The organism is Citrobacter sp. S-77 (assembly GCF_963864895.1).
GTDB lineage: Bacteria > Pseudomonadota > Gammaproteobacteria > Enterobacterales > Enterobacteriaceae > Citrobacter > Citrobacter murliniae.
Window position 1 is genome coordinate 282,393 of the sequence record NZ_CAWLWU010000002.1, and the last position, 23,688, is coordinate 306,080.

Sequence of the window (23,688 nt, forward strand, 5' to 3'; positions counted from 1 at the left end):
TCGGGTGGCGTTGTTTTATTACAGGGCTTAAAACTCCACTCGCGCGCCGAGGTTATAGCGACGTCCTTCCACCTGAGCGGACTCATTCCACGCGGTAGTCAGCTTCGGATCCTCATCCAGCAGGTTGTAGATACCCGCCATCAGCTGTGTATTTTTATTGAGTTTATAGCGTACGCCTACGTCTACCATCGTGTAGTCATCGTACTTATAGTTGTTGCCACTGTTGCGGTTACTGCTGCGATAATTCACCGTACTCCATACGTCCAGACTTTGTGTTGCCGTCCAGTTCAGCGACAGATTTGCCATATGGCGTGGGTAATCGTTCAGCGCGTAGCCTTTATTTACCCCACTTTTCTGCTCGCTGTGGTTCCAGGTGTAGTTGGCGTTAGCTTTAATATCCGCGCTGATTTGCCAGTCGGCGTTGAGCTCCACACCGTATACATCCGCCTCGCTAACGTTGAAGTACTTACTGACGGAATCTGCCTTGTAACCATTTACGGAGCATTGATTTGTCGCCGTGGTTTCGCAAATGGTTTGCTCGGCAATTTTATCTTTGAACTGGGTATAGAAGACGGTGCTATCCAGCGACAATGTATTGCCGGTCCAGTAGAGACCCAGCTCAGAGTTAACGCTTTTCTCCGGTTTCAGGTCGTCATTACCCACCGTCAGGAACGGATAAGGCACAGTTGAGCCGTAAGGCGTGACGAAGTCGCTGGAGGTCGCGCGCAGCTCTGGTTTTTTATACCCTGCGGAAACGCCGCCTTTCAGCGCCCAGGCATCGCTGAATGCCCAGTTGCCGTACATTTTTGGCGTAATATGTGTCCCAAAATTATCATCCTGATCCATACGCGCTGACGTAGTCAGGATAAAATCATCAATACTCCAACCGTCCTCAGCAAACAGCGCCCAACCGTTGCGGCTGACTTTGGTCACGGGTTCTGAACCCGGCAGCGTTTTGTTTGCCACATCAAAGCGGTCGTTTAACTCTTCACGGGTAAAATTCGCCCCGACGGTCAGCTTGTGGTTGTCGAGAGTGATGGTGGTTTGCGAGTTGGCGACGTAGTTTTCCATCTGCACATACTGCGGTGATTGCCCGTCGTAAACGTATTTTGACCGGCCTTTTTCGTAGTTAATGTAATTGGTTGTCGCGACGGTATCTTCTGCGTACCAGCCGGTATGAGTGAGGGTGACGGCGTTACGATCGAACAGCCATGACCACGGCGCGCCACGTTTCTGGGTGCGGTTTTTCTCTTGTTCACCGGTGACGACGTTGAGGTCGAACAGGTTATTTTCGCTGGCGGCCAGACCCAGCGTCATATCCACGGATTTACGGTTATGCTTGCCAAAGTAATTGTTGCGATCGTCATCGCGTCGGTCGAGCCAGTCTGCCGCCACGCTTAATCCCAGAACATCAGGGATAATGGGACCCATAGTGAACAGATTCATCTGGCTGGTATTACCCAGATACTGGTGTTCCTGAAGCCAGGTATTGGCGGCAATTGCCGTCGTCCAGTCCTTTGTACCGTAAGGCTTTTTAGTGATAACGTTCACCACGCCGCCGATGGCATCTGATCCGTACAGCGATGACATCGGCCCGCGAATAACCTCGATACGCTCAATGGCCTCCATCGGCGGTAAGAAGTTGGCTTCGGTACCAATATCGTGTCCGTACGGGCGTGACTCGCCGGTGTTTTGTTTGACGCTGTTGACCATGAATGCGGTATAGGACGGGTCCATCCCGCGGATCATAATGCTGCCAGCATTCATACCGCTGCTGTTGGTAACTGAAACGCCGGGAATATTTTTTATTGCTTCACCGATGTTACGGTCGGGTTGAATATCCAGTGTTTTACGATCGATAACGGAAATGGTCGCCGGGGCTTCACGTTTTTGTTGTGAGAAACCGGATGCGGTGATTACCATTTCATCTTCGCTGTTGCGAGAAGTTTCACTTAATTCCTCGGCCTGTGAGGGGAATATAACACCTCCAGAGAGTGCAACGATCCCTGTCAGCGTAATAAGTTGACGCGTTTTCATAATATAAGACACCTGAAAAGTAAAAATAACAACGTCACCTTGTCGTCGTTTTGGCGACAAGGTGAAAGAATGATTTTTGATTATTAATATTTAGAGAGATCGATTTTCAGCACATAGTCGGGCTTCACGCCAATCATTTTTTCTGGCTGTTTTACGCTGACATACAAGGAGTTAGCATCTGTCGATAGCGCAAGACTATTTGGTAATGCATTGGTTTCAATGCTTTGTTTCACCTGATAGGTCTTGCTGTCCACAATGCTGACTCGTTTTGCATTGCGGTGGGTGATGTAAACTTCCTGACGTTTTTCGTTATATAACACGGCAAGAGAATTAATTACCTTAATTGGCGCAATGACTTTTCCGTTATTAATATCGACAACCAGTACGTCCGCGAGATCAGGATCGGTGAGGAATGCACGATTATTTTTCGCATCAAGAGCGATATTCAGGAAGAAATGTTTTTTGGCAGGTTCAATGGTAAAGCGGTTAATAATTTTATGGCTGGTGGTATCCAGAGTAATCAACTCGTTTCTGCCATTAACGACATACAGGCGATCTTTATCGGCATCAACAGCCATGCCGGTCGGGTATTCACCCATATTTTCAATAGTGGCAATTTTTTCACGCTTTTGCGTATCTACTACCCAGACAATTCCTTTTTCTGCAACGCCGGAAATGTACAGACGGTGATGTTGCTTATCGAGCACCATTTCACGGGTATGGACAATGTCTTTCGGGCTTTTGGTCTCGCTCAGTTGTAGTATCGCCAGCTCTTTACCGCTGCGGGTATCGATTAGCGTTACTGAACCTTCCAGCGTATTTCCGACATACAGAACATGATTTTCTGCATCCAGCGCGGTAGCAAAAGCGCGACGGCTGGTAGTAATAACTTCCGTGGTGGTGAGTTTCTCCAGATCGAGTTTATAGATCAGCCCACTGGTTTTATCCTTATCAAACGACGGCGACGAGGCAGCAAAAAGTGCATTCTGTTGGCCATCAACCGCCAGTTCATACACGCCGTTACCGACATCGCGGGTCAGAAAATCTTTCTCAGGCAGCGTACCTGCGTAACCGGACAGAGTGGTAAATAGCAGCGCTGTGGCGAAGGCCACACCGGAATAGCATTTCAGGGACTTCACATTGTGGAGGTTCATTGACGTTTATTCACATTTATTTACGTGTTGCGAATGATAATGAGATCGAATCTTATTCGCAAATAAGATGAATGAAATGTGACTACCCGATTTGGTAGGTCAAAAAGGAACCAGCAGGTTGCGTGAGGAAACGGAAGGGGGAAAGCACAGACATAAAAAAGCCCTTACTAACCAGAGTATGGTGTTCAGGGCTATCAGCACAAGCGAACTTATTTCTTCGCGGCGCGCTCGAAGGATGCAACGATTTCAGCTTTTGCAGCTTCTGCGTTGTCCCAACCGTCAACTTTCACCCATTTGCCCGCTTCGAGGTCTTTATAGTGCTCGAAGAAGTGAGTGATCTGCGCTTTCAGCAGGTCCGGCAGGTCGTTCACATCTTTGATGTGATCGTATTCTTTGCTCAGTTTGGTGTGCGGTACTGCAACCAGTTTCGCATCTTCACCGGATTCGTCGGTCATTTTCAGTACGCCAACCGGACGGCAGCGGATGACTGAACCTGGCTCCAGCGGGTACGGGGTCGGGACCAGAACGTCTACCGGATCACCATCCAGAGACAGGGTGTGGTTGATGTAACCGTAGTTGCATGGGTAGAACATCGCAGTGGACATGAAGCGGTCAACGAACAGGGCGCCGCTCTCTTTGTCAACTTCGTATTTGATCGGATCTGCGTTCGCAGGGATCTCGATAACAACGTAGATATCTTCCGGCAGATCTTTACCGGCAGGGACGTTGAGTAAGCTCATGTCTGTTTCCTTTAAATATGCTATGGCAAACAAGTGGCGGGTATTATAGCCAACTCGCGCTGAATGTCTCCGCTTGTTTTTCGATTTAGTTCCTCTGAATTTCTCTTTTTCACACTGTTTGCATGACAGAAAAATCCATAAGTTCAGTCGCATTTTTCATAGGGTAATGAAAGCGATTACAAACTTGTGATTAACGTTTTATTTACTTTTTTGAAGTGTGATGTAACTCAATTCGTTACATGCTCGATTGTCTATAGTTTTTTCGCGACTGTTTATTAATCAACAATAATCACCCTACGAGGACGCACTTATGTGGAAGCGCTTACTTTTAGTCACAGCAGTTTCAGCAGCCATGTCGTCTATGGCAATGGCAGCCCCTTTAACCGTAGGATTTTCGCAGGTCGGGTCTGAGTCCGGCTGGCGCGCCGCAGAAACCAACGTGGCGAAAAGCGAGGCCGAGAAGCGCGGTATTACGCTGAAAATCGCCGACGGTCAGCAAAAGCAGGAAAACCAGATTAAAGCAGTACGTTCATTCGTTGCCCAGGGCGTGGATGCCATCTTCATTGCACCGATCGTGGCAACGGGTTGGGAGCCAGTATTAAAAGAAGCTAAAGATGCCGAAATTCCGGTCTTTTTGCTCGATCGTTCCATCGATGTAAAAGACAAATCTCTCTATATGACCACTGTCACCGCCGATAACGTGCTGGAAGGTAAATTAATCGGCGACTGGTTGATTAAAGAAGTGAACGGCAAGCCATGTAACGTCGTTGAGCTGCAAGGGACCGTCGGTGCCAGCGTGGCAATTGACCGTAAAAAAGGCTTTGCTGAAGCCATTGCCAACGCGCCAAATATCAAAATTATTCGCTCCCAGTCCGGAGACTTTACCCGCAGTAAAGGTAAAGAAGTTATGGAAAGTTTTATCAAAGCGGAAAACAACGGCAAGAACATCTGCATGGTTTACGCCCATAACGATGACATGGTGATCGGGGCTATTCAGGCGATTAAAGAAGCAGGCCTGAAGCCGGGCAAAGATATTCTCACCGGTTCAATTGACGGCGTACCGGATATCTATAAAGCGATGATTGACGGCGAAGCCAACGCCAGCGTCGAGCTGACGCCAAATATGGCTGGTCCGGCATTCGACGCGCTGGAGAAATTCAAAAAAGACGGCACGATGCCCGAGAAGCTGACCATTACCAAATCAATCCTCTATCTGCCTGATACCGCCAAAGAAGAGTTAGAGAAGAAGAAAAACATGGGCTACTAAGTCGTTAGCGTGAGGAACAATGCAGGATGGCCGGCCTACAGGCGAGTGTATTGTAGGCCGGATAAGATGCGAGCGTCGCCATCCGGCAGTTGATAGAGGGGGAACCATGACCACCGAACAGCACCAGGAAATCCTCCGAACCGAAGGATTAAGTAAATTCTTTCCCGGCGTCAAAGCGCTGGATAACGTGGATTTCAGCTTGCGTCGTGGCGAGATTATGGCGCTGTTGGGAGAAAACGGAGCCGGAAAATCGACGCTGATCAAAGCGCTGACCGGCGTTTACCATGCCGATCGTGGCACTATCTGGCTCGAAGGCCAGACGATTTCCCCCAAAAATACCGCCCACGCCCAGCAACTGGGGATTGGCACCGTTTATCAGGAAGTGAACCTGCTGCCCAATATGTCGGTAGCGGATAATCTGTTTATTGGCCGTGAACCGCGGCGCTTTGGCCTGTTGCAACGTAAACAGATGGAAAAGCGTGCGACAGAGCTGATGGCCTCTTACGGTTTTTCTCTCGACGTTCGCGAACCGCTTAACCGCTTTTCCGTCGCGATGCAGCAGATAGTCGCCATCTGCCGGGCAATCGATCTCTCCGCGAAAGTGTTGATCCTTGATGAGCCCACCGCCAGCCTGGATACCCAGGAAGTTGAAATGCTGTTTGGACTAATGCGTCATCTGCGCGATCGCGGCGTCAGCCTGATTTTCGTCACCCATTTTCTCGATCAGGTTTATCAGGTCAGCGATCGGATCACCGTTCTGCGTAACGGCGGCTTCGTTGGTTGCCGTGAAACACGAGAACTACCACAGATCGAACTGGTGAAAATGATGCTGGGTCGTGAGCTGGATACCCATGCGTTACAGCGCGCAGGTCGCACGCTGTTGAGTGATAAGCCGGTGGCGGCATTCAGTAATTTTGGCAAGAAAGGCACGATCGCACCTTTTGATTTGCAGGTTCGGCCCGGCGAGATCGTTGGCCTGGCGGGGTTGCTGGGTTCGGGGCGGACGGAAACGGCGGAAGTGATCTTCGGTATTAAACCTGCCGACAGTGGCAGTGCGCTGATCAAAGGTAAACCGCAGACCCTGCGATCGCCGCATCAGGCCTCGTGCCTGGGGATCGGCTTTTGCCCGGAAGACAGGAAAACGGATGGCATTATTGCCGCTGCTTCGGTGCGGGAAAATATCATTCTGGCCCTGCAGGCGCAGCGAGGCTGGTTGCGGCCCATTCCCCGTAAAGAACAAAACGAGATCGCCGAGCGCTTTATCCGCCAGCTCGGCATTCGTACGCCGAACGCCGAACAGCCGATCGAATTTCTCTCCGGCGGTAATCAGCAAAAAGTATTGTTGTCACGCTGGCTACTGACTAAACCACAGTTCTTGATCCTTGATGAACCGACGCGTGGGATCGACGTCGGTGCGCATGCGGAGATCATTCGCTTGATCGAAACGCTGTGCGCTGATGGCCTCGCTCTGCTGGTTATTTCGTCCGAACTGGAAGAGCTGGTGGGTTATGCCGATCGGGTCATTATTATGCGCGATCGCAAACAGGTGGCAGAGATCCCACTGGCTGAACTGTCCGTACCGGCAATTATGAACGCCATTGCGGCCTAAGGAGATTATTGTGATGCCTCAATCTCTCCCCCAATCTACTCCGCCTAAACGACGGTTTCGCTGGCCAAAAGGAATGCCACAGCTGGTAGCGCTGCTGTTGGTGTTGCTGGTGGATAGCCTGGTAGCACCGCACTTCTATCAGGTGATTTTGCAGGACGGCCGCCTGTTCGGTAGCCCTATTGATATTCTCAACCGCGCTGCGCCCGTAGCGCTGCTGGCGATTGGCATGACGCTGGTGATTGCCACCGGCGGTATCGATCTTTCTGTTGGTGCGGTGATGGCCATTGCAGGCGCCACCACCGCTGCGATGACAGTCGCAGGACACAGTTTACCTATTGTCCTGCTCGCTGCGTTAGGCTCCGGTATTCTGGCAGGATTGTGGAACGGTATTCTGGTGGCGATCCTCAAGATCCAACCGTTTGTCGCGACGCTTATCCTGATGGTGGCCGGGCGTGGAGTTGCACAGTTGATCACCTCAGGGCAGATCGTCACCTTCAATTCCCCCGATCTGTCGTGGTTCGGCAGCGGCTCGTTGTTACTGTTCCCTACGCCGGTGATCATCGCGCTGCTGACGTTGGTTGCATTCTGGCTGTTGACCCGCAAAACGGCGCTGGGCATGTTTATTGAAGCGGTAGGTATCAATATTCGCGCGGCGAAAAACGCCGGGGTGAACACCCGCATCATTGTAATGCTCACCTATGTACTGAGCGGCCTGTGCGCAGCGATTGCCGGAATTATCGTCACTGCGGATATTCGTGGGGCAGATGCTAATAATGCCGGATTATGGCTGGAGTTAGATGCCATTCTGGCGGTGGTCATTGGCGGCGGCTCGTTGATGGGAGGGCGTTTCAACCTGCTGTTGTCGGTAGTCGGAGCCCTCATTATTCAGGGGATGAACACCGGGATTTTACTCTCGGGCTTCCAGCCGGAGCTGAACCAGGTGGTCAAAGCCATTGTCGTGTTGTGTGTGCTGGTCGTGCAGTCACAACGCTTTATCAGCCTGATAAAAGGAGTGCGCGGTCATGATAAAACGTAATTTACCGTTGATGATCACCCTCGGTGTTTTTGTGCTGGGCTATCTCTACTGTCTGACGCAATTCCCGGCTTTTGCCTCTACCCGAGTGATATGCAATATCCTGACTGATAACGCTTTTTTAGGGATCATTGCTGTTGGTATGACCTTCGTCATTCTCTCTGGCGGGATCGATCTTTCCGTCGGCTCAGTGATTGCTTTTACTGGCGTATTTCTGGCAAAGGCCATTGGCTACTGGGGAATTTCTCCTCTGCTGGCGTTCCCCCTGATTCTTTTGATGGGCTGCGCATTCGGTGCGTTTATGGGGTTGTTAATTGATGCGCTGAAGATCCCGGCATTCATCATTACTCTGGCGGGGATGTTCTTCCTTCGCGGCGTCAGCTATCTGGTCTCCGAAGAATCAATCCCGATTAACCATCCTGTTTATGACACGCTCTCCAGCCTGGCATGGAAGATCCCCGGCGGCGGTCGCCTAAGCGCGATGGGATTGCTGATGCTGGCTGTGGTGGTGATCGGCATATTCCTTGCGCACCGTACGCGGTTTGGCAATCAGGTTTACGCTATCGGCGGTAATGCCACCTCTGCCAACCTGATGGGGATCTCAACCCGCAGTACGACAATCCGCATCTATATGTTGTCTACCGGGTTGGCGACGCTGGCCGGAATTGTTTTTTCAATTTATACCCAGGCAGGTTATGCACTGGCAGGTGTCGGCGTAGAACTGGATGCTATTGCCTCGGTGGTGATTGGCGGTACGCTGCTGAGCGGCGGAGTGGGAACGGTTTTAGGAACCCTGTTTGGCGTAGCCATTCAGGGGCTGATTCAGACCTACATTAATTTTGATGGCACATTAAGTTCATGGTGGACAAAAATCGCCATTGGCATTTTATTGTTTATTTTTATTGCCTTGCAACGGGGTCTTACTGTGTTGTGGGAGAACCGTCAGAGTTCACCGGTAACCAGAGTTACCACGTCTGCGGCACCATAGTAACATCATGATTTTATAGAAAACATTTAAATGCCTAAACTTTTTCCGGTTGTAGTCGATAGGTTCTGTACAGGTCTGTTTTATCCCTACAACCGGAAATATAACGATGCCAAAATCCCTTTCAATTCGATCAAGTTTGTTGGTGTTATTGTCTCTGCTGACTTTTCTTCTGTTGCTGACTGGAGGGATGGGGCTTTATGCCGCAACCCGTGTAATTACTTCATTGATTTATCACGGTATTATGGGAATATCCATGTTGGCTGCCATCGCTTTGCTGGCGGTTATTTGGTTTATGCTGCGAAATAAGTTTCTGCAGCCTCTGGATAACATTGTGGAACAGCTTGAGCGTCTGGCGACGGGCGATTTGTCACCCGTTACTGCCTTGTCAGCCAGTGCCGAATTCAACCGCCTTAATACTGCAATGGATGAAATGCGTCATGCATTGGGTGATTCTGTGCAACGCGTACGTGATGCCAGCTCGCAAATTGATCTCGGCAGTCGCGAACTGACCGCAGGTAACCAACACCTGGCACAACGTACAGAATCCACCGCAACCTCGCTGGAACAGACCGCCGCCAGTATGGAAGAGCTAACGGCGACCGTGAAACAGAATGCGGAAAACGCGGAACAGGCGCATCAGATGGCAAAATCGGTATCGGATACCGCTGATCGGGGCAGTGAAATGGTGTGCTACGTTATTGAAAAAATGCGTGATATTTCCAGGAGTTCCAGTCGTATCGCCGACATCCTCAGCGTAATCGATGGCATTGCTTTTCAGACCAATATCCTGGCGCTGAATGCTTCTGTTGAAGCGGCGCGTGCTGGCGAGCAAGGGCGTGGTTTCGCGGTGGTAGCAGGAGAAGTGCGCAATCTTGCCAGCCGCAGTGCCGAAGCGGCAAAAGAGATCCGTACCTTAATCAGCGACTCGCACACGCATGTGGGAGAAGGAAGTGAGCTGGCGCAGCAAGCGGGCGAAACCATGGATGAGATTGCGACTGAAGTTATGCGTATGACTAAACTAATGCGTGAAATTGCCAGCGCTTCCCAGGAACAGAGCCGCGGGATTGAACAGGTGAACATTGCCGTGAGCCAGATGGATGAAACGGCGCAGCAGAATGCGGCGTTGGTACAGCAATCTTCGGCGGCTACTCGCTCACTGGAAGAGCAGTCACATGCACTGTTGGAGGCGATGGCGGCGTTCCGGTTGCAGGTGTCGTAATCGGGCTATGGATTTTGTAGGCCGGATAAAGGCGTTTACGCCGCCATCCGGCAATATTACCGTATCGTGCGCGGATGGCGCTTCGCTTATCCGGCCTACAACGTGGTGTAGACCGGGATGTTGCGTTTACGCGTCCGGGAACTCACGGATAAAGCGTTCTACATCTTCAACCATATGGTCATTACCTACGAAGAACGAGCGACGCTGGTGCAGGCTTTCTGGGGTGATATCCAGAATACGATCTTTGCCATCGCTCGCCTTGCCGCCCGCTTGCTCGGCCAGGAAGGCCATTGGGTTGCATTCGTACAGCAGACGCAGTTTCCCTTGCGGGTGGCTGGCGGTGCTTGGATACAGGTAGATCCCGCCTTTCAGCAGGTTGCGGTGGAAATCTGCGACCAGAGATCCAATATAGCGCGAGGTGTACGGGCGCTGAGTGGCCTTATCTTCTTCCTGGCAGAATTTAATATACTTCTTCACGCCATTCGGGAATTTGATGTAGTTGCCTTCGTTAATGGAGTAGGTGCTTCCTTTTGCCGGGAAGCGCATACGTTCCTGGCTGAGGCAAAATACGCCCAGAGAAGGATCGTAGGTGAAGGCGTGTACGCCACAACCAGTGGTGTACACCAGCATGGTGGATGAACCATAAACAACATAGCCCGCAGCAACTTGCTTGTTACCCGGCTGCAGGAAATCCTCTTCCGTGACCGGTGTGCCGACAGGAGTTACGCGGCGGTAAATAGAGAAAATCGTACCGACGGAGACGTTAACATCGATGTTGGATGAGCCATCCAGCGGATCCATTAGCACGACATATTTTGCGTGTTCACAACCTTCAAAGACGACGATTTCATCTTCTTCTTCGGAGGCGATGCCTGCGACAATATCACGAGCCTTCAGTGCTGCTTTCAGTTTTTCGTTCGCAAACAGATCGAGTTTTTGCTGTACCTCTCCCTGCACGTTTTCTGCACCGCTGGCACCCAGGATATCGACCAGACCGGCCTTATTGATATCGCGGTGGATGATCTTGGCGCCCAGCTTTATTGCCGACAACAAAGCAGTGAGTTCACCGGTAGCATGAGAAAACTCGTGCTGCTTTTCGACAATAAATTCACCTAACGTTTTCATAACACTTTCCCTGCAATTTATGTGGAGTAAAGCGACCGCAACAATATTAACAAATATTTCAGCTATCGCGCTCAGGTGAATCGCGCCAGCAAACTACGGAATATCCTGAAATGCGTTTCTCACTTGCCAGACATGTGCGTAAAATGGCCCCCAGATTAAAAAAGGATAGTGACGTATGCGCATTCATATTTTGGGAATTTGTGGCACCTTCATGGGCGGTCTGGCGATGCTGGCGCGTTCGCTCGGCCATGAAGTAACGGGTTCGGACGCCAATGTGTATCCGCCGATGAGTACTTTACTTGAGAAGCAGGGCATTGACCTGATTCAGGGTTACGATGCCAGCCAGCTCGACCCACAGCCGGATTTGGTGATCATCGGTAACGCCATGACTCGTGGCAATCCGTGCGTGGAAGCGGTGCTTGAGAAGAATATTCCGTACATGTCCGGTCCGCAGTGGCTGCATGACTTTGTTCTGCGCGATCGCTGGGTACTGGCGGTGGCGGGGACACACGGTAAAACCACCACGGCAGGGATGGCGACCTGGATTCTGGAAGCCTGCGGTTATAAGCCGGGGTTTGTCATTGGTGGCGTACCAGGTAATTTTGAGGTTTCTGCTCGTCTGGGCGAAAGCGACTTTTTTGTCATTGAAGCGGATGAGTACGACTGCGCGTTCTTTGATAAGCGTTCCAAGTTTGTGCATTACTGCCCGCGAACGCTGATCCTCAACAACCTTGAGTTTGATCACGCAGACATCTTTGACGATCTGAAAGCGATTCAGAAACAGTTCCACCATCTGGTGCGTATTGTGCCGGGTCAGGGTCGCATCATCTTCCCGGAAAACGACATCAATCTGAAACAGACGATGGCGATGGGATGCTGGAGTGAACAGGAACTGGTCGGCGAGCAGGGACACTGGCAGGCGAAAAAACTGACTACTGATGCTTCCGAGTGGGAAGTGTGGCTGGACGGTGAAAAAGCCGGTGTTGTGAAATGGGGCCTGGTGGGTGAACACAACATGCACAACGGCCTGATGGCGATTGCGGCGGCCCGTCACGTTGGTGTGACGCCAGCGGATGCGGCCAACGCACTGGGATCGTTCATCAATGCCCGCCGTCGTCTTGAGCTACGCGGTGAAGCTAATGGCGTGACGGTGTATGACGATTTCGCCCATCACCCAACGGCGATTCTGGCTACCCTCGCGGCACTGCGCGGTAAAGTCGGCGGTACGGCGCGTATCATTGCTGTGCTGGAACCTCGGTCTAACACCATGAAAATGGGGTTGTGCAAAGACGATCTGGCACCTTCGTTAGGACGTGCGGACGAAGTATTCCTGCTGCAACCACCACATATTCCGTGGTTGGTCTCTGAAGTAGCAGAAGCCTGTGTCCAGCCTGCTCACTGGAGCGGAGATGTTGATACGCTGGCTGATATGGTGGTGAAAACCGCGCAGCCTGGCGATCACATTCTGGTGATGAGCAACGGCGGGTTTGGCGGCATCCATCAAAAACTGTTGGATGGTCTGGCGAAGAAAGCGCAAGCAGAAGCAGAAGCGGAAGAGTAAGAGAATGCCCGGTAGCGTGGCCGCTTACCGGGCATGTAATTGACTGTAGGCCAGATAAGGCATTGACGCAGTTATCTGGCACTTTCAACGCATGAAATTATGCTTCGTTTTCAGCCAGCTCACGCAGATACTGGAAGATCTGACGCGCTGATTTCGGCGGTTTATTGCCTTCTTTCTCTTTCTTCGCATTGCGAACCAGAGAACGAAGCTGCTGACGGTCGGCGTTTGGCCACAGGCTCAGTACTTCTGCTACCGCGTCATCACCTTCAACGATCAAACGATCGCGCAACTGTTCAAGTTTGTGAAACAGCACAACCTGTTGGTTATGACGGTTTTTCAGCTTATCCAGCGCCTGGCGAATAGGATCGACATCCCGCTGGCGCAGCATTTTACCAATCAGCTGCAACTGGCGGCGACGGCCTTCCATCTTGATACGCTGCGCCAGTTCAATGGCGGCACGCAGATCCGCATCGAGCGGGATTTTATCCAGCGCGTTTTTCCCCAGTTCTACCAGTTCTACGCCCAGGCGCTTTAACTCCTCGGCGTCACGCTTAATTTCACTTTTACTGACCCAGATAATTTCATCGTCTTCGTCTTCGATGTCATCACCGGGAACGTCGTCGAGCCAGTCTTCGGGCTGCTTAGTCATGTCAGGCTCCTTAAAAAAAGAGGCTAATGTTACCAGTTAAGATGCGCACTGAAAAACGGTTCTCTGTTAGACTTCAGAGAAACTCTCTACATTATGGCATTTGCGATGAAAGTAATCTCACAAGTTGAAGCGCAGCGTAAGATTCTGGAAGAAGCGGTCTCGACAGCACTGGAGCTAGCGTCAGGTCAGTCGGATGGCGCGGAAGTCGCTGTAAGCAAGACCACGGGTATTAGCGTCAGCACCCGTTATGGTGAAGTGGAGAACGTAGAATTCAATAGTGATGGTGCTCTTGGCATTACGGTTTATCACCAGAACCGTAAAGGGAGCGCATCATCCACTGATTTAAGCCCGCAGGCTATCGCACGTACCGTGCAGGCCGCGCTGGATATCGCCCGTTACACCTCGCCGGACCCGTGCGCGGGCGTGGCAGATAAAGAGCTGCTGGCATTTGATGCGCCAGATTTAGATCTGTTCCACCCGGCAGAAGTGTCGCCTGATGAAGCTATTGAATTGGCCGCGCGTGCTGAACAGGCTGCGTTACAGGCCGATAAGCGCATTACTAACACCGAAGGCGGCAGTTTTAATAGCCACTATGGCATCAAAGTTTTTGGTAACAGCCATGGCATGCTACAGGGTTACTGCTCCACGCGTCATTCACTTTCCAGCTGCGTTATCGCTGAAGAGAACGGCGATATGGAACGCGATTATGCCTATACCATTGGCCGTGCAATTGGCGATCTGCAAACGCCGGAGTGGGTCGGCGCAGACTGTGCCCGTCGCACCTTATCTCGCCTGTCGCCGCGTAAGCTGTCCACCATGAAAGCACCGGTTATTTTTGCGAACGAAGTAGCGACCGGACTGTTTGGACATCTGGTCGGCGCTATTGCAGGCGGCTCGGTGTATCGCAAATCCACCTTCCTGCTGGATTCACTGGGCAAACAGATCCTGCCGGAATGGCTGACCATTGAAGAACACCCGCATCTGTTGAAAGGGCTGGCATCCTCACCGTTCGACAGTGAAGGCGTGCGTACCGAGCGTCGTGACATTATCAAAGATGGTGTACTGACTCAGTGGCTGTTGACCAACTATTCTGCCCGTAAACTGGGGCTGAAAAGCACCGGTCATGCTGGCGGCATTCACAACTGGCGTATTCCCGGACAAGGGCTAAGCTTCGAGCAGTTGCTCAAAGAGATGGGCACTGGCCTGGTTGTTACCGAACTGATGGGGCAGGGCGTAAGTGGTATTACCGGCGATTACTCTCGCGGTGCGGCTGGCTTCTGGGTCGAAAACGGTGAAATTCAGTATCCGGTAAGTGAAATTACCATTGCCGGTAACTTAAAAGAGATGTGGCGCAATATTGTGACCGTAGGGAACGATATTGAAACGCGCAGTAATATACAGTGTGGTTCTGTACTGTTGCCGGAGATGAAGATCGCCGGTCAATAATACCCTTCATACTTCAAGCTACAGGTGTGTTGGTTTTACGCGTTCATCCCAGTCACTTACTTATGTAAATGGCCGGGATTCACACGCTTGCCGCTTGCCTGCAACTCGGATTATTTAGGGTATCGGGCGTTATTTTTTAATAATAAAAAGGAAGTGAGCAATGCGTAAACACCTGTTAGCGATCATCGCGGCTTCAACGCTGGTTCTTGGCTCTTCTGCGTTTGCTGCCGATCTCGAAGACGACATGGGGATCCTCAACGATAACCTGAAGATCGTCGAAAAAACGGATAATGCGACTGAACTCAAAGGTGCGTTAACCAAAATGCGTGCAGCCGCACAGGACGCACAAAAAGGAACGCCGCCGAAGCTGGAAAGCAAATCCCCGGACAGCCCGGAGATGAAAGATTTCCGCCACGGTTTTGACACGTTGATCGGTCAGATTGACGGTGCGTTAAAACTGGCGAACGAAGGTAAAGTCAAAGAGGCGAAGGCAGTAGCGGAAGAGCTGAAATCCACCCGCAATGCTTACCATAAGAAGTACCGTTGATTTATTTATCCGGCCTACAGACTACGTAGGTCGGGTAAGACATACCCATCAGATTCCCTCCATAAGTAAACGTTATGCCCATCACATTTTTTAACTTTTAACGTCAGACCGTTATTCCTTCCGCTTGTGCTTTACCTGCAATCTCCTGCGATCCCCATCACGTTATGCTGGTTATTAATCGTCAATTCCGTCTTTTCTGTGGCACAGATCACTATCGCTGCTCGCCTTTCCACTTCGAAGTGGAAAACAACTCGCTACAAACTTTTAACCTCCAACGCTAGTTTACCCTCATAGCCATGAGTGGGGTGAAACGAGTGAATAACGGAGTTGCAATGAATGACATGGGGGAACCGGTGACACCGTCTGGTGAACTGGCCGATCGCATGCTGGCGCAGGTATATGCCCTGTTGCGTGAACGCCACATCATCCCCAACGCCGTACAGGAACAAATGCTGACGTCGCATGTTCGCGCCATGGCGCACCGCTCGGTGACGGGGGAACCCTTGCCAGACGTTGATGCCAGCCTATTTGATGAAATTTCTGCCGAATCAATGGCGCTTGCCCGCGACGTCGTAGCTGAGTTTGGCAATCTTCCAGAAGAAGAGGCCTGGCTGCTGTCGGTACATTTCGAAGTCGCGAAAGATAACCTTTAAGGAGCAAAAGATGGAACAGATTACTGTGGTGATTGGCGATCGTCTGGGTAAGGGCCAGAAAGTGGCGGCAGGCGTTGAGAAAGCTGGTGGTCGTGCGGTCGTGGTGCCGGGTGTGGCGGCAGATATGAAACTGGGCGACGTTATGAAAGCGGAAAACGCCACCTTTGGCATCTCTTTTTGTGGCAGCGGCGGCGCGGGAGCCATCACTGCGCAGACCAAATATGGCTACAAAGCAAAATACGGCATGCGCTCAGTGGATGAGGGTGTGACCGCCATTAACGAAGGCTGCAACGTGCTGGGCTTTGGCTTTATGGATAAGGAAGAACTGGGCGAGCGTCTGGTACAGGCGTGGCAAAAGAAATACGGCGCCTGAGTATGAAAGAGCAATTCACCACGACGGTGAGAGTTACCGGCAAAGGCGACACGAAAGCACGCGCCTTTGCTGATGCCCTGAATCATGTTCAGGCTGCGGTGATGAAGGCATCGCCGCATATCTTACTGCGTATTGAGCCACAGGATGTGCAGGTTGTTCAAGCGCGTGAATCGGTGCGTAAAGAGGCATTTTTATTCTTCTTTATGCGCCGGGAAAGACGCACTTTCAGCGTGGAGCTGGATGTGACCGTCAACGTGACTGCCATCAATCTCGACAAGGTGGATTTCGTCACGCAACGCTGATTTACTATTAAAAGGCATAAATATGTTCCTGATAATATTAATAAAATCGCTCATCATCGGCGCGCTGGTTGGCGTGGGTGTCGGCGCTGGGGCTGCACGCATGTTTCATGCGCCTACCACTCAGGGGATGGGCGCATTTCGTACCCTGGGAGAACTGAATTCCTGCGAAGGGGATCCGGCTTCTCACTTCTCATTTGGTCTGGGTTTCTTCTTCAACGCCTGGGCATCATCCGTGGCGGCCGGCGCGTTCACTCAGGATGTCGATCACCGCATCATTCCTAACTGGGGCGCGGCGGCGTTGATGCTGAAAAACCGTAATGTCGGTGAAACGCTGCATGACCCTAAACGCATGGCGATTGCCTGTGGCGTTATCGGCATGATCGTCGTGACCTTTCTGAACCTGACCGCTTCATCCGTACCGGAAGCATTGCAGGTTACCGCTGTTAAGGTGTTGGTTCCTGCGGCAAACCTGCTGGTCAATACCGTGATGCCGGTGATCTTCTGGCTGGCGGCTATTGATGCCGGTAAGAAATCCGGTTTCTGGGCGACAGTCTTTGGTGGTGCAGCACAGCTCATTATGGGTAATGCGGTACCGGGTCTGGTACTCGGTATTCTGATTGGTAAAGGCGTAGAAGAGAGCGGCTGGAACCACGTCACCAAAGTGATGATGGTCGCTATCGTCGCGTTGTTCGTCCTGAGCGGCTTCTTCCGCGGCTTCGATATGAAGATGATCGAATCCTTCCATCTGACCGTGCCGAACTGGCTCGAACTGATCCACAACTCGCTCAGCGGCAAATAACGGAGGTCATCATGGAACAGAATAAAGGTTTTTGGTTTGCCGACTGGTCGTTCCCGATCTTCGTTGGCCTGCTCTCCTCCGGTGTCTTTGCCGGAACGCACATGTACTACCTGTACGGCATCGGCGCATTTAACGAAGTGGCATTTGTGGCGATGCTGAAAGCGGGAATGGACACCGGATCCTACGGCGCGGTTGCGGCGTTTGGCGCAAGTTTCCTGTTTGCCCGAATCATTGAAGGTTCGCTGGTAGGGATCCTTGATATCGGTGGGGCGATTCAGACCGGTGTTGGCCTGGGCGTCCCGGCATTGTTGCTGGGCGCGGGCATTATTTTCCCGGTAGCGAACTTTGCCGCCTCGTTGGTCACGGGTCTGGTGATTGGCCTGGCGATTGGCTACATCATCATTCTGGCGCGTAAGTTCACCATCAATCAGAGCGACTCGACCTATGGCGCTGACGTAATGATGGGGGCCGGTAACGCCTCTGGTCGCTTCCTTGGGCCGTTGATCATTCTCAGTGCGATGACTGCCTCCATCCCTATCGGTATCGGCTCCCTGGCGGGTGCGCTGCTGTTTTACCTGTGGCAAAAACCGATCACTGGCGGGGCGATCCTCGGTGCGATGATTTTGGGATCAATCTTCCCGATTGCGATTAGCTAACACTGCTGTTTTGTAGGCCGGACAGAGCGATTACTCAGCCCTGTCCGGCAAAGGAGAGAACGATGTTTGATTTACTCCTGCGCCATGCGCGTCTGGTTGACGATACGGTGAGCGATATTGCTCTCAAAGACGGCAAAATTGCGGCGCTGGGCGATGTTGATAGCCCGGCGGCGAAAACCATCGACTTACGCGGCGAGTGCTACGTCAGCGCAGGCTGGATTGATTCTCACGTCCACTGCTACCCGAAATCCCCGATTTATCATGACCAGCCAGACAGCGTCGGTATTGCCACCGGCGTCACCACGGTGGTCGATGCGGGTAGTACCGGGGCTGATGATATTGACGATTTTTACACGCTGACTCGTGAAGCGATCACTGATGTTTATGCGCTACTGAATATCTCTCGCGTTGGACTTATCGCCCAAAATGAACTGGCGAACATGACCAACATTGATGCCGATGCGGTGCGACAGGCGGTCAACCGCTACCCTGATTTTATCGTCGGCCTGAAGGCGCGGATGAGCAGCAGCGTGGTCGGTGAAAACGGCATTACGCCGCTGGAGCATGCCAAAGTGATGCAGGCCGAAAACGGCGACTTGCCGTTGATGGTACATATTGGTAATAACCCGCCGGATCTGGATGAAATTGCCGAGCGCCTGGCGGCGGGCGATATCATTACTCACTGTTACAACGGCAAACCGAACCGCATTCTGACGCCAGAAGGCGAGCTGCGAGCCTCGGTGTCGCAGGCTCTCGCGCGTGGTGTTCGCCTTGATGTCGGGCACGGCACCGCCAGCTTGAGCTTTGCGGTCGCGAAGCGCGCCATCAGTTTAGGCATTCTGCCGCATACCATCAGCTCAGACATCTATTGCCGTAATCGCATCAGCGGCCCGGTGTATTCGCTTGCCAATGTGATGTCCAAGTTTCTCGCCATCGGCATGTCGCTACCGCAGGTTATTGACTGCGTGACCGCCAATGCTGCTGACGGTCTGCGTTTGAAAAACAAAGGCCGACTTCAGGTCGGTCAGGATGCTGATCTCACCCTCTTTATGCTTAAACGCCAGCCAGCCGTGCTGGTCGATGCAGAAAAAGACAGCTTACAGGCAGATCAACTGCTGGTGCCGCTTGCCGCAATACGTGCGGGCAAGGGTTATATGACCGAACAAGGGAGCGCAGAACATGTCTTCGATTTTTGAAAAATACGATTTAAAACAGGTGATTAACACTTCAGGTCGCATGACGGCGCTCGGTGTTTCCACGCCGCGCCCGGAGGTAGTACAGGCCGCGATGGAAGGGATGAATCAGTACTTTGAGATGAAAGATCTGGTCAACAAAACAGGAGACTACATCGCAAAGCTACTGGAAGTAGAGGGGGCTACGGTCGTCTCCTGCGCTTCGGCAGGGATTGCCCTGTCGGTTGCCGCTGTGTTGGTTAAGGACAGTGACTGGCTGCTGGAAAATCTGCACGTTACGCCAATTGACAACAATGAAATCGTGCTGCCAAGAGGACACAACGTCAACTTTGGCGCACCGGTTGGCAGCATGGTGGCGCTTGGCGGCGGTAAGTTGGTGGAGGCGGGTTACGCTAACGAATGCTCTGCGGCACAACTGGCAGCCGCTATTACACCACGCACGGCGGCCATTCTGTATATCAAATCCCACCACTGTGTGCAGAAAAGCATGCTCAGTGTGGAGCAGGCCGCAGTGGTAGCGCGTACGCATAACTTGCCGCTGATTGTCGATGCGGCGGCGGAAGAAGATTTGCAATGCTATTACCGTGTTGGCGCGGACCTGGTGATTTATAGCGGTGCGAAAGCCATTGAAGGGCCAACCAGCGGTCTGGTGATCGGCAAAACTCAGTATGTCGAGTGGGTAAAACGCCAGACAGCGGGTATTGGGAGGGCAATGAAGGTCGGCAAAGAAGGCATTCTCGGTCTGACCTGTGCCATTGAACTCTATCTGAACGCGCAGAAAGAGAGCGGCGCGGAAATGGTGGAAAAAATGACACCATTTATCAATACGCTGAATACCTTTAATGGCGTTAGCGCCCGCGTGGTATGGGATAGCGCAGGACGCGACATCGCCCGTGCAGAGATTAAGTTTGACGAAGCGGTGACCGGTATCGCCACGGGTGAACTGGTTGATGCGCTTAAACAGGGTGAGTACGCGATTTATTTCCGTGGCTATAAAGCCAACGAAGGGATTATTGAAGCGGATGTGCGCAGCGTCGATCGCGCACAACTGGAGATTGTGGCGCGTCGTATTGGTGACGTGACCCGGCAGGAGAAAAAAGCATGAAACTGACCCCTAACTTTTATCGCGATCGCGTTTGCCTGAACGTGCTGGCGGGTTCCAAAGAGAATGCCCGGGATATTTATGCGGCGGCTGAAGGCCATGTGCTGGTCGGCGTGCTCTCTAAAAATTACCCGGATGTTGAAAGCGCTGTGGCGGATATGCGCGAATATGCGGCGCTTATTGACAATGCGCTCTCCGTGGGCCTGGGAGCCGGTGATCCCAACCAGTCGGCGATGGTCAGTGAAATCTCCCGCCAGGTACAGCCACAGCATGTAAACCAGGTTTTTACCGGCGTGGCAACCAGCCGTGCGCTGCTGGGGCAGAATGAGACGGTGGTCAATGGTCTTGTGTCACCTACCGGAACGCCTGGTATGGTCAAAATCTCCACCGGGCCGCTGAGCAGCCAGTCTCCGGATGGCATTGTTCCACTAGAAACAGCTATCGCCCTGCTCAAAGACATGGGCGGCAGTTCGATTAAATACTTCCCGATGGGCGGTCTCAAGTGCCGTAACGAGTACAAGGCTGTGGCTGAAGCCTGCGCCCGGCATGACTTCTGGCTGGAGCCAACGGGTGGTATAGACCTGGATAACTTTGCGGAAATCCTGCAGATAGCGCTTGATGCAGGCGTGAGCAAAATCATTCCTCACATTTATAGTTCTATTATTGATAAGGTGAATGGAAACACTCGCCCGGATGATGTACGCCAGCTGCTGGCGATCACCAGGGCCTGTGTAGGTTAACTGACTGATGAGGAAAAAGACGTGCGATTCCCCAACCAACGTTTAGCACAGCTGTTTGACATGCTGCAAAACGAGGCGCTGCCGCAGGATGAGCTGGCGCAGCGGTTGTCGGTTTCCACACGTACTGTACGAGCGGATATCACCGCGCTGAATACGCTACTCACCCAGTATGGCGCACAGTTTGTTCTCAGTCGGGGCAACGGCTACCAGCTTAAAATTGACGATCCGGCAAGTTATCACGCGTTGCAAACGCAGCAACCAGAGCAGCTGTTGCGTATACCGCGTACCAGCCGGGAACGGGTTCACTGGCTGGTGGTCCGTTTTCTGACAGCGGCTTTTTCGCTAAAGTTGGAAGATTTAGCTGATGAATGGTTCATCAGTCGGGCGACGCTGCAGAATGACATGGCGGAGGTGCGTGAACACCTGCAACGTTATCATCTGACGCTGGAAACGCGCCCCCGGCATGGAATGAAGCTGTTCGGTAGCGAGATGGCGATTCGGGCCTGTTTGACCGATCTTCTGTGGACGCTGGCACAGCAAGATCCTGCCCATCCGCTGGTAATGGAAGAGGCGCTCAATGCTGGCGTACCGCAGCAGTTGCAACCTGTTTTACAGGATATTTTTTCCCGTTTTCATATCAGCCTGACCGATGAGGGTGAGCTTTTTCTGCGCTTATATTGTGCGGTGGCGGTACGCAGGATTAGCGAGGGGTATCCACTTCCTGAGTTCGCCGCAGAAGAAGTCGAACATGCGGTGTGCCTTGCTACGCGGGAAATTGCGGCGGTATTGCACCAGTTGGCAGATAAACCGCTTTCCGTTTTTGAAGAAAACTGGCTGAAGGTGCATATTGCTGCCCGTCAGGTTCAGGAGATCGCCCCCAGTGCCATCAATGCTGACGATGATGAGGCGCTGGTTAATTACATCCTGCGTTTTATCAACACCCAGTACAACTATAACCTGCTGAATGACCAGCAACTGCATGCCGACCTGCTAACGCATATTAAGACGATGATCACCCGGGTACGCTACCAGATCATGATCCCCAATCCGCTGCTGGAAAATATTAAACAGCACTATCCAATGGCATGGGACATGACACTTGCTGCCGTGTCGGGATGGGGGAAATACACCCCGTATACGATCAGTGAAAATGAGATTGGCTTCCTTGTCCTGCATATTGGTGTTGGGCTGGAACGTAGTTACAACATCGGTTACCAACGACAGCCCCGTGTACTTCTGGTCTGTGATGCGGGAAATGCGATGGCAAGGATGATTGAAGCGGTGCTGGCGCGTAAGTATTCACAGATTGAAATTGTAAGTACCGTGACGCTGCGAGACTATGAACAACGGGACAGTATTAGCGAAGACTTTGTTATCTCTACTGCGCGAATTAGCGAAAAAGATAAGCCCGTAGTGATGATTGCGCCGTTTCCAACAGATTATCAACTGGAGCAAATTGGTAAACTGGTGCTGGTGGACAGGACCCGCCCATGGATGCTGGACAAATACTTCGATGCGACGCATTTTCGTATTGTCGACGGGCAAATGGATCAACAGACGCTGTTCAACACACTATGCCATCAGTTGCAGGATGAAGGTTTTGTGGATGCGGAGTTTGTCAGTTCGGTGGTGGAACGTGAGGCCATCGTTAGCACCATGCTGGGTGACGGCATTGCACTACCGCACGCGCTCGGTTTGCTGGCCAAGAAAACGGTGGTCTACACGGTCCTCGCTCCGCAGGGCATTGCCTGGGGAGATGAAACCGCACACGTGATCTTTTTACTCGCCATCAGCAAAAGCGAGTACGAAGAGGCGATGGCAATCTACGATATTTTCGTTACTTTTCTGCGCGAACGCGCCATGGCAAGACTCTGTACCTGCCGTGACTTTAACGAATTCAAAGCAGTCGCGATGGAGTGTGTGAGCCGGTTTTGACAGGCGGAAAACAGAACATCATCCGCCTGAAGTGTTAGCGCAAATGATGCACAACCTGGTTGCTGCTACCGCGCCAGATAAGCGCCGGGTCTTTGAGATCCTGAACAAATTTACCATCGACCAGCACGTTGATGAGATCCACCACCCGCATTTGCTCGGCATTGAGCTCATCGAGTTTGTAACCAGTCCACACCCAGATATCTTTTCCCGGACACTCAGCGTGAATGCGCTGTACCAGTTTCAGAATATCCGGCACGTTTTGCGGATGAAGTGGATCGCCGCCCGACAGCGAGATCCCCTGACGATGGATCCGTGTATCGTTCAGATCGGCAATGATCTTGTCTTCCATCTCTGTGGTAAACGGCTGGCCGGAGTTTAGCCGCCAGGTGCTTTTGTTATAGCAGCCAGGGCATTCGTGCACGCACCCTGAAACAAACAGGGTACAGCGAGTACCGGGACCGTTGACGATGTCAACAGGGTAATACTGGTGATAATTCATTTCGCTTAACCATGCCGGATGGCGTTTTGCTTATCCGGCCTACAATGTATGCACAGTTTGT

The 23,688-nt window shown here is 52.0% G+C and carries 23 protein-coding genes; 17 read left to right on the forward strand and 6 right to left on the reverse strand.

Annotated features, from left to right (window positions below):
• Window positions 1–27: 27 nt before the first annotated feature.
• The 3 genes from AACS05_RS02035 to ppa all read right to left on the reverse strand — a co-directional run bounded on the left by AACS05_RS02035 (window position 28) and on the right by ppa (window position 3,931).
• Entirely contained in the window at window positions 28–2,037 is a 2,010-nt protein-coding gene (locus tag AACS05_RS02035; protein ID WP_045439094.1) for a TonB-dependent receptor domain-containing protein, read from the reverse strand.
• Window positions 2,038–2,120: 83 nt separating this feature from the next.
• Window positions 2,121–3,191: a 7-bladed beta-propeller protein YncE gene (yncE, locus tag AACS05_RS02040; RefSeq protein ID WP_045439095.1), complete on the reverse strand. Its 1,071-nt coding sequence runs from the start codon at window positions 3,189–3,191 to the stop codon at window positions 2,121–2,123.
• 209 nt (window positions 3,192–3,400) lie between these two features.
• Complete coding sequence (ppa, locus tag AACS05_RS02045) at window positions 3,401–3,931, reverse strand: inorganic diphosphatase (protein WP_045439097.1); 531 nt, start codon at window positions 3,929–3,931, stop codon at window positions 3,401–3,403.
• Window positions 3,932–4,241: 310 nt separating this feature from the next.
• Between ppa and ytfQ the strand changes: the two genes are divergently transcribed.
• The 5 genes from ytfQ to AACS05_RS02070 all read left to right on the forward strand — a co-directional run bounded on the left by ytfQ (window position 4,242) and on the right by AACS05_RS02070 (window position 10,047).
• A complete protein-coding gene (gene ytfQ / locus AACS05_RS02050) occupies window positions 4,242–5,198 on the forward strand; it encodes a galactofuranose ABC transporter substrate-binding protein YtfQ (protein WP_045439100.1) in 957 nt (318 codons plus the stop codon).
• A 106-nt stretch (window positions 5,199–5,304) separates the two neighbouring features.
• Entirely contained in the window at window positions 5,305–6,807 is a 1,503-nt protein-coding gene (ytfR, locus tag AACS05_RS02055; protein ID WP_045439104.1) for a galactofuranose ABC transporter, ATP-binding protein YtfR, read from the forward strand.
• Between the two features lie 13 nt (window positions 6,808–6,820).
• Entirely contained in the window at window positions 6,821–7,843 is a 1,023-nt protein-coding gene (gene ytfT, locus AACS05_RS02060) for a galactofuranose ABC transporter, ATP-binding protein YtfT (RefSeq protein ID WP_045439107.1), read from the forward strand.
• Window positions 7,830–8,828 (forward strand): galactofuranose ABC transporter, permease protein YjfF, encoded by a 999-nt coding sequence (gene yjfF / locus AACS05_RS02065; protein WP_045439110.1) that lies wholly within the window; start codon window positions 7,830–7,832, stop codon window positions 8,826–8,828. The genes ytfT and yjfF overlap by 14 nt, the downstream gene beginning before the upstream one ends.
• A gap of 106 nt (window positions 8,829–8,934) precedes the next feature.
• On the forward strand, window positions 8,935–10,047 hold the full coding sequence (locus AACS05_RS02070) for a methyl-accepting chemotaxis protein (RefSeq protein WP_081918180.1): 1,113 nt from the start codon (window positions 8,935–8,937) through the stop codon (window positions 10,045–10,047).
• Between the two features lie 126 nt (window positions 10,048–10,173).
• On the opposite strand, the gene fbp is transcribed toward AACS05_RS02070, so the two are convergent.
• Window positions 10,174–11,172 carry a class 1 fructose-bisphosphatase gene (gene fbp / locus AACS05_RS02075; protein WP_045439113.1) on the reverse strand — a complete coding sequence of 333 codons (999 nt, stop codon included), beginning with the start codon at window positions 11,170–11,172 and terminating at the stop codon, window positions 10,174–10,176.
• A 175-nt stretch (window positions 11,173–11,347) separates the two neighbouring features.
• Between fbp and mpl the strand changes: the two genes are divergently transcribed.
• Window positions 11,348–12,733, forward strand: a complete 1,386-nt coding sequence (gene mpl, locus AACS05_RS02080; RefSeq protein ID WP_045439115.1) for a UDP-N-acetylmuramate:L-alanyl-gamma-D-glutamyl-meso-diaminopimelate ligase — start codon at window positions 11,348–11,350, stop codon at window positions 12,731–12,733.
• A 97-nt stretch (window positions 12,734–12,830) separates the two neighbouring features.
• Here the strand turns inward: mpl and yjgA are convergent, their stop codons facing one another.
• Window positions 12,831–13,382, reverse strand: a complete 552-nt coding sequence (gene yjgA, locus AACS05_RS02085) for a ribosome biogenesis factor YjgA (RefSeq protein WP_045439118.1) — start codon at window positions 13,380–13,382, stop codon at window positions 12,831–12,833.
• A 93-nt stretch (window positions 13,383–13,475) separates the two neighbouring features.
• Here yjgA and pmbA point away from each other — a divergent pair, with 93 nt between their 5' ends.
• The 11 genes from pmbA (at window position 13,476) to AACS05_RS02140 (ending at window position 23,128) form a co-directional block, all read left to right on the forward strand.
• Window positions 13,476–14,828 carry a metalloprotease PmbA gene (gene pmbA / locus AACS05_RS02090; protein ID WP_045439120.1) on the forward strand — a complete coding sequence of 451 codons (1,353 nt, stop codon included), beginning with the start codon at window positions 13,476–13,478 and terminating at the stop codon, window positions 14,826–14,828.
• A gap of 160 nt (window positions 14,829–14,988) precedes the next feature.
• Complete coding sequence (cybC, locus tag AACS05_RS02095) at window positions 14,989–15,375, forward strand: cytochrome b562 (protein ID WP_045439122.1); 387 nt, start codon at window positions 14,989–14,991, stop codon at window positions 15,373–15,375.
• A gap of 314 nt (window positions 15,376–15,689) precedes the next feature.
• Window positions 15,690–16,028: a glycine dehydrogenase gene (locus AACS05_RS02100; protein WP_223306970.1), complete on the forward strand. Its 339-nt coding sequence runs from the start codon at window positions 15,690–15,692 to the stop codon at window positions 16,026–16,028.
• Window positions 16,029–16,038: 10 nt separating this feature from the next.
• Window positions 16,039–16,401 (forward strand): SFCGS family glycine-rich protein, encoded by a 363-nt coding sequence (locus tag AACS05_RS02105; protein ID WP_008786042.1) that lies wholly within the window; start codon window positions 16,039–16,041, stop codon window positions 16,399–16,401.
• Between the two features lie 2 nt (window positions 16,402–16,403).
• On the forward strand, window positions 16,404–16,703 hold the full coding sequence (locus AACS05_RS02110) for a DUF4312 family protein (RefSeq protein ID WP_045439135.1): 300 nt from the start codon (window positions 16,404–16,406) through the stop codon (window positions 16,701–16,703).
• A gap of 22 nt (window positions 16,704–16,725) precedes the next feature.
• On the forward strand, window positions 16,726–17,502 hold the full coding sequence (locus AACS05_RS02115; RefSeq protein ID WP_045439140.1) for a DUF4311 domain-containing protein: 777 nt from the start codon (window positions 16,726–16,728) through the stop codon (window positions 17,500–17,502).
• A gap of 11 nt (window positions 17,503–17,513) precedes the next feature.
• Window positions 17,514–18,158, forward strand: a complete 645-nt coding sequence (locus tag AACS05_RS02120; protein ID WP_003830379.1) for a DUF4310 family protein — start codon at window positions 17,514–17,516, stop codon at window positions 18,156–18,158.
• Between the two features lie 62 nt (window positions 18,159–18,220).
• Window positions 18,221–19,354 carry an amidohydrolase/deacetylase family metallohydrolase gene (locus AACS05_RS02125; protein ID WP_045439149.1) on the forward strand — a complete coding sequence of 378 codons (1,134 nt, stop codon included), beginning with the start codon at window positions 18,221–18,223 and terminating at the stop codon, window positions 19,352–19,354.
• The gene (locus AACS05_RS02130) at window positions 19,338–20,456 is read left to right on the forward strand and encodes a DgaE family pyridoxal phosphate-dependent ammonia lyase (RefSeq protein WP_045439151.1); all 1,119 of its coding nucleotides are present in this window, start codon (window positions 19,338–19,340) and stop codon (window positions 20,454–20,456) included. The genes AACS05_RS02125 and AACS05_RS02130 overlap by 17 nt, the downstream gene beginning before the upstream one ends.
• Window positions 20,453–21,193, forward strand: a complete 741-nt coding sequence (gene dagF, locus AACS05_RS02135) for a 2-dehydro-3-deoxy-phosphogluconate aldolase (RefSeq protein WP_045439154.1) — start codon at window positions 20,453–20,455, stop codon at window positions 21,191–21,193. Before AACS05_RS02130 ends, dagF begins: the two co-directional genes overlap by 4 nt.
• A gap of 21 nt (window positions 21,194–21,214) precedes the next feature.
• On the forward strand, window positions 21,215–23,128 hold the full coding sequence (locus AACS05_RS02140; protein WP_045439156.1) for a BglG family transcription antiterminator: 1,914 nt from the start codon (window positions 21,215–21,217) through the stop codon (window positions 23,126–23,128).
• 34 nt (window positions 23,129–23,162) lie between these two features.
• On the opposite strand, the gene nrdG is transcribed toward AACS05_RS02140, so the two are convergent.
• On the reverse strand, window positions 23,163–23,627 hold the full coding sequence (gene nrdG, locus AACS05_RS02145; protein ID WP_045439159.1) for an anaerobic ribonucleoside-triphosphate reductase-activating protein: 465 nt from the start codon (window positions 23,625–23,627) through the stop codon (window positions 23,163–23,165).
• Window positions 23,628–23,688 lie beyond the last annotated feature (61 nt).

What these genes read in the sequence shown, in the direction of transcription:
- AACS05_RS02035 (WP_045439094.1), bottom strand. Translation starts at nt 2,037, where the DNA reads ATGAAAACGCGTCAACTTATTACGCTGACAGGGATCGTTGCACTCTCT.
- yncE (WP_045439095.1), bottom strand. Translation starts at nt 3,191, where the DNA reads ATGAACCTCCACAATGTGAAGTCCCTGAAATGCTATTCCGGTGTGGCC.
- ppa (WP_045439097.1), bottom strand. Translation starts at nt 3,931, where the DNA reads ATGAGCTTACTCAACGTCCCTGCCGGTAAAGATCTGCCGGAAGATATC.
- ytfQ (WP_045439100.1), top strand. Translation starts at nt 4,242, where the DNA reads ATGTGGAAGCGCTTACTTTTAGTCACAGCAGTTTCAGCAGCCATGTCG.
- ytfR (WP_045439104.1), top strand. Translation starts at nt 5,305, where the DNA reads ATGACCACCGAACAGCACCAGGAAATCCTCCGAACCGAAGGATTAAGT.
- ytfT (WP_045439107.1), top strand. Translation starts at nt 6,821, where the DNA reads ATGCCTCAATCTCTCCCCCAATCTACTCCGCCTAAACGACGGTTTCGC.
- yjfF (WP_045439110.1), top strand. Translation starts at nt 7,830, where the DNA reads ATGATAAAACGTAATTTACCGTTGATGATCACCCTCGGTGTTTTTGTG.
- AACS05_RS02070 (WP_081918180.1), top strand. Translation starts at nt 8,935, where the DNA reads ATGCCAAAATCCCTTTCAATTCGATCAAGTTTGTTGGTGTTATTGTCT.
- fbp (WP_045439113.1), bottom strand. Translation starts at nt 11,172, where the DNA reads ATGAAAACGTTAGGTGAATTTATTGTCGAAAAGCAGCACGAGTTTTCT.
- mpl (WP_045439115.1), top strand. Translation starts at nt 11,348, where the DNA reads ATGCGCATTCATATTTTGGGAATTTGTGGCACCTTCATGGGCGGTCTG.
- yjgA (WP_045439118.1), bottom strand. Translation starts at nt 13,382, where the DNA reads ATGACTAAGCAGCCCGAAGACTGGCTCGACGACGTTCCCGGTGATGAC.
- pmbA (WP_045439120.1), top strand. Translation starts at nt 13,476, where the DNA reads ATGGCATTTGCGATGAAAGTAATCTCACAAGTTGAAGCGCAGCGTAAG.
- cybC (WP_045439122.1), top strand. Translation starts at nt 14,989, where the DNA reads ATGCGTAAACACCTGTTAGCGATCATCGCGGCTTCAACGCTGGTTCTT.
- AACS05_RS02105 (WP_008786042.1), top strand. Translation starts at nt 16,039, where the DNA reads ATGGAACAGATTACTGTGGTGATTGGCGATCGTCTGGGTAAGGGCCAG.
- AACS05_RS02110 (WP_045439135.1), top strand. Translation starts at nt 16,404, where the DNA reads ATGAAAGAGCAATTCACCACGACGGTGAGAGTTACCGGCAAAGGCGAC.
- AACS05_RS02115 (WP_045439140.1), top strand. Translation starts at nt 16,726, where the DNA reads ATGTTCCTGATAATATTAATAAAATCGCTCATCATCGGCGCGCTGGTT.
- AACS05_RS02120 (WP_003830379.1), top strand. Translation starts at nt 17,514, where the DNA reads ATGGAACAGAATAAAGGTTTTTGGTTTGCCGACTGGTCGTTCCCGATC.
- AACS05_RS02125 (WP_045439149.1), top strand. Translation starts at nt 18,221, where the DNA reads ATGTTTGATTTACTCCTGCGCCATGCGCGTCTGGTTGACGATACGGTG.
- AACS05_RS02130 (WP_045439151.1), top strand. Translation starts at nt 19,338, where the DNA reads ATGTCTTCGATTTTTGAAAAATACGATTTAAAACAGGTGATTAACACT.
- dagF (WP_045439154.1), top strand. Translation starts at nt 20,453, where the DNA reads ATGAAACTGACCCCTAACTTTTATCGCGATCGCGTTTGCCTGAACGTG.
- nrdG (WP_045439159.1), bottom strand. Translation starts at nt 23,627, where the DNA reads ATGAATTATCACCAGTATTACCCTGTTGACATCGTCAACGGTCCCGGT.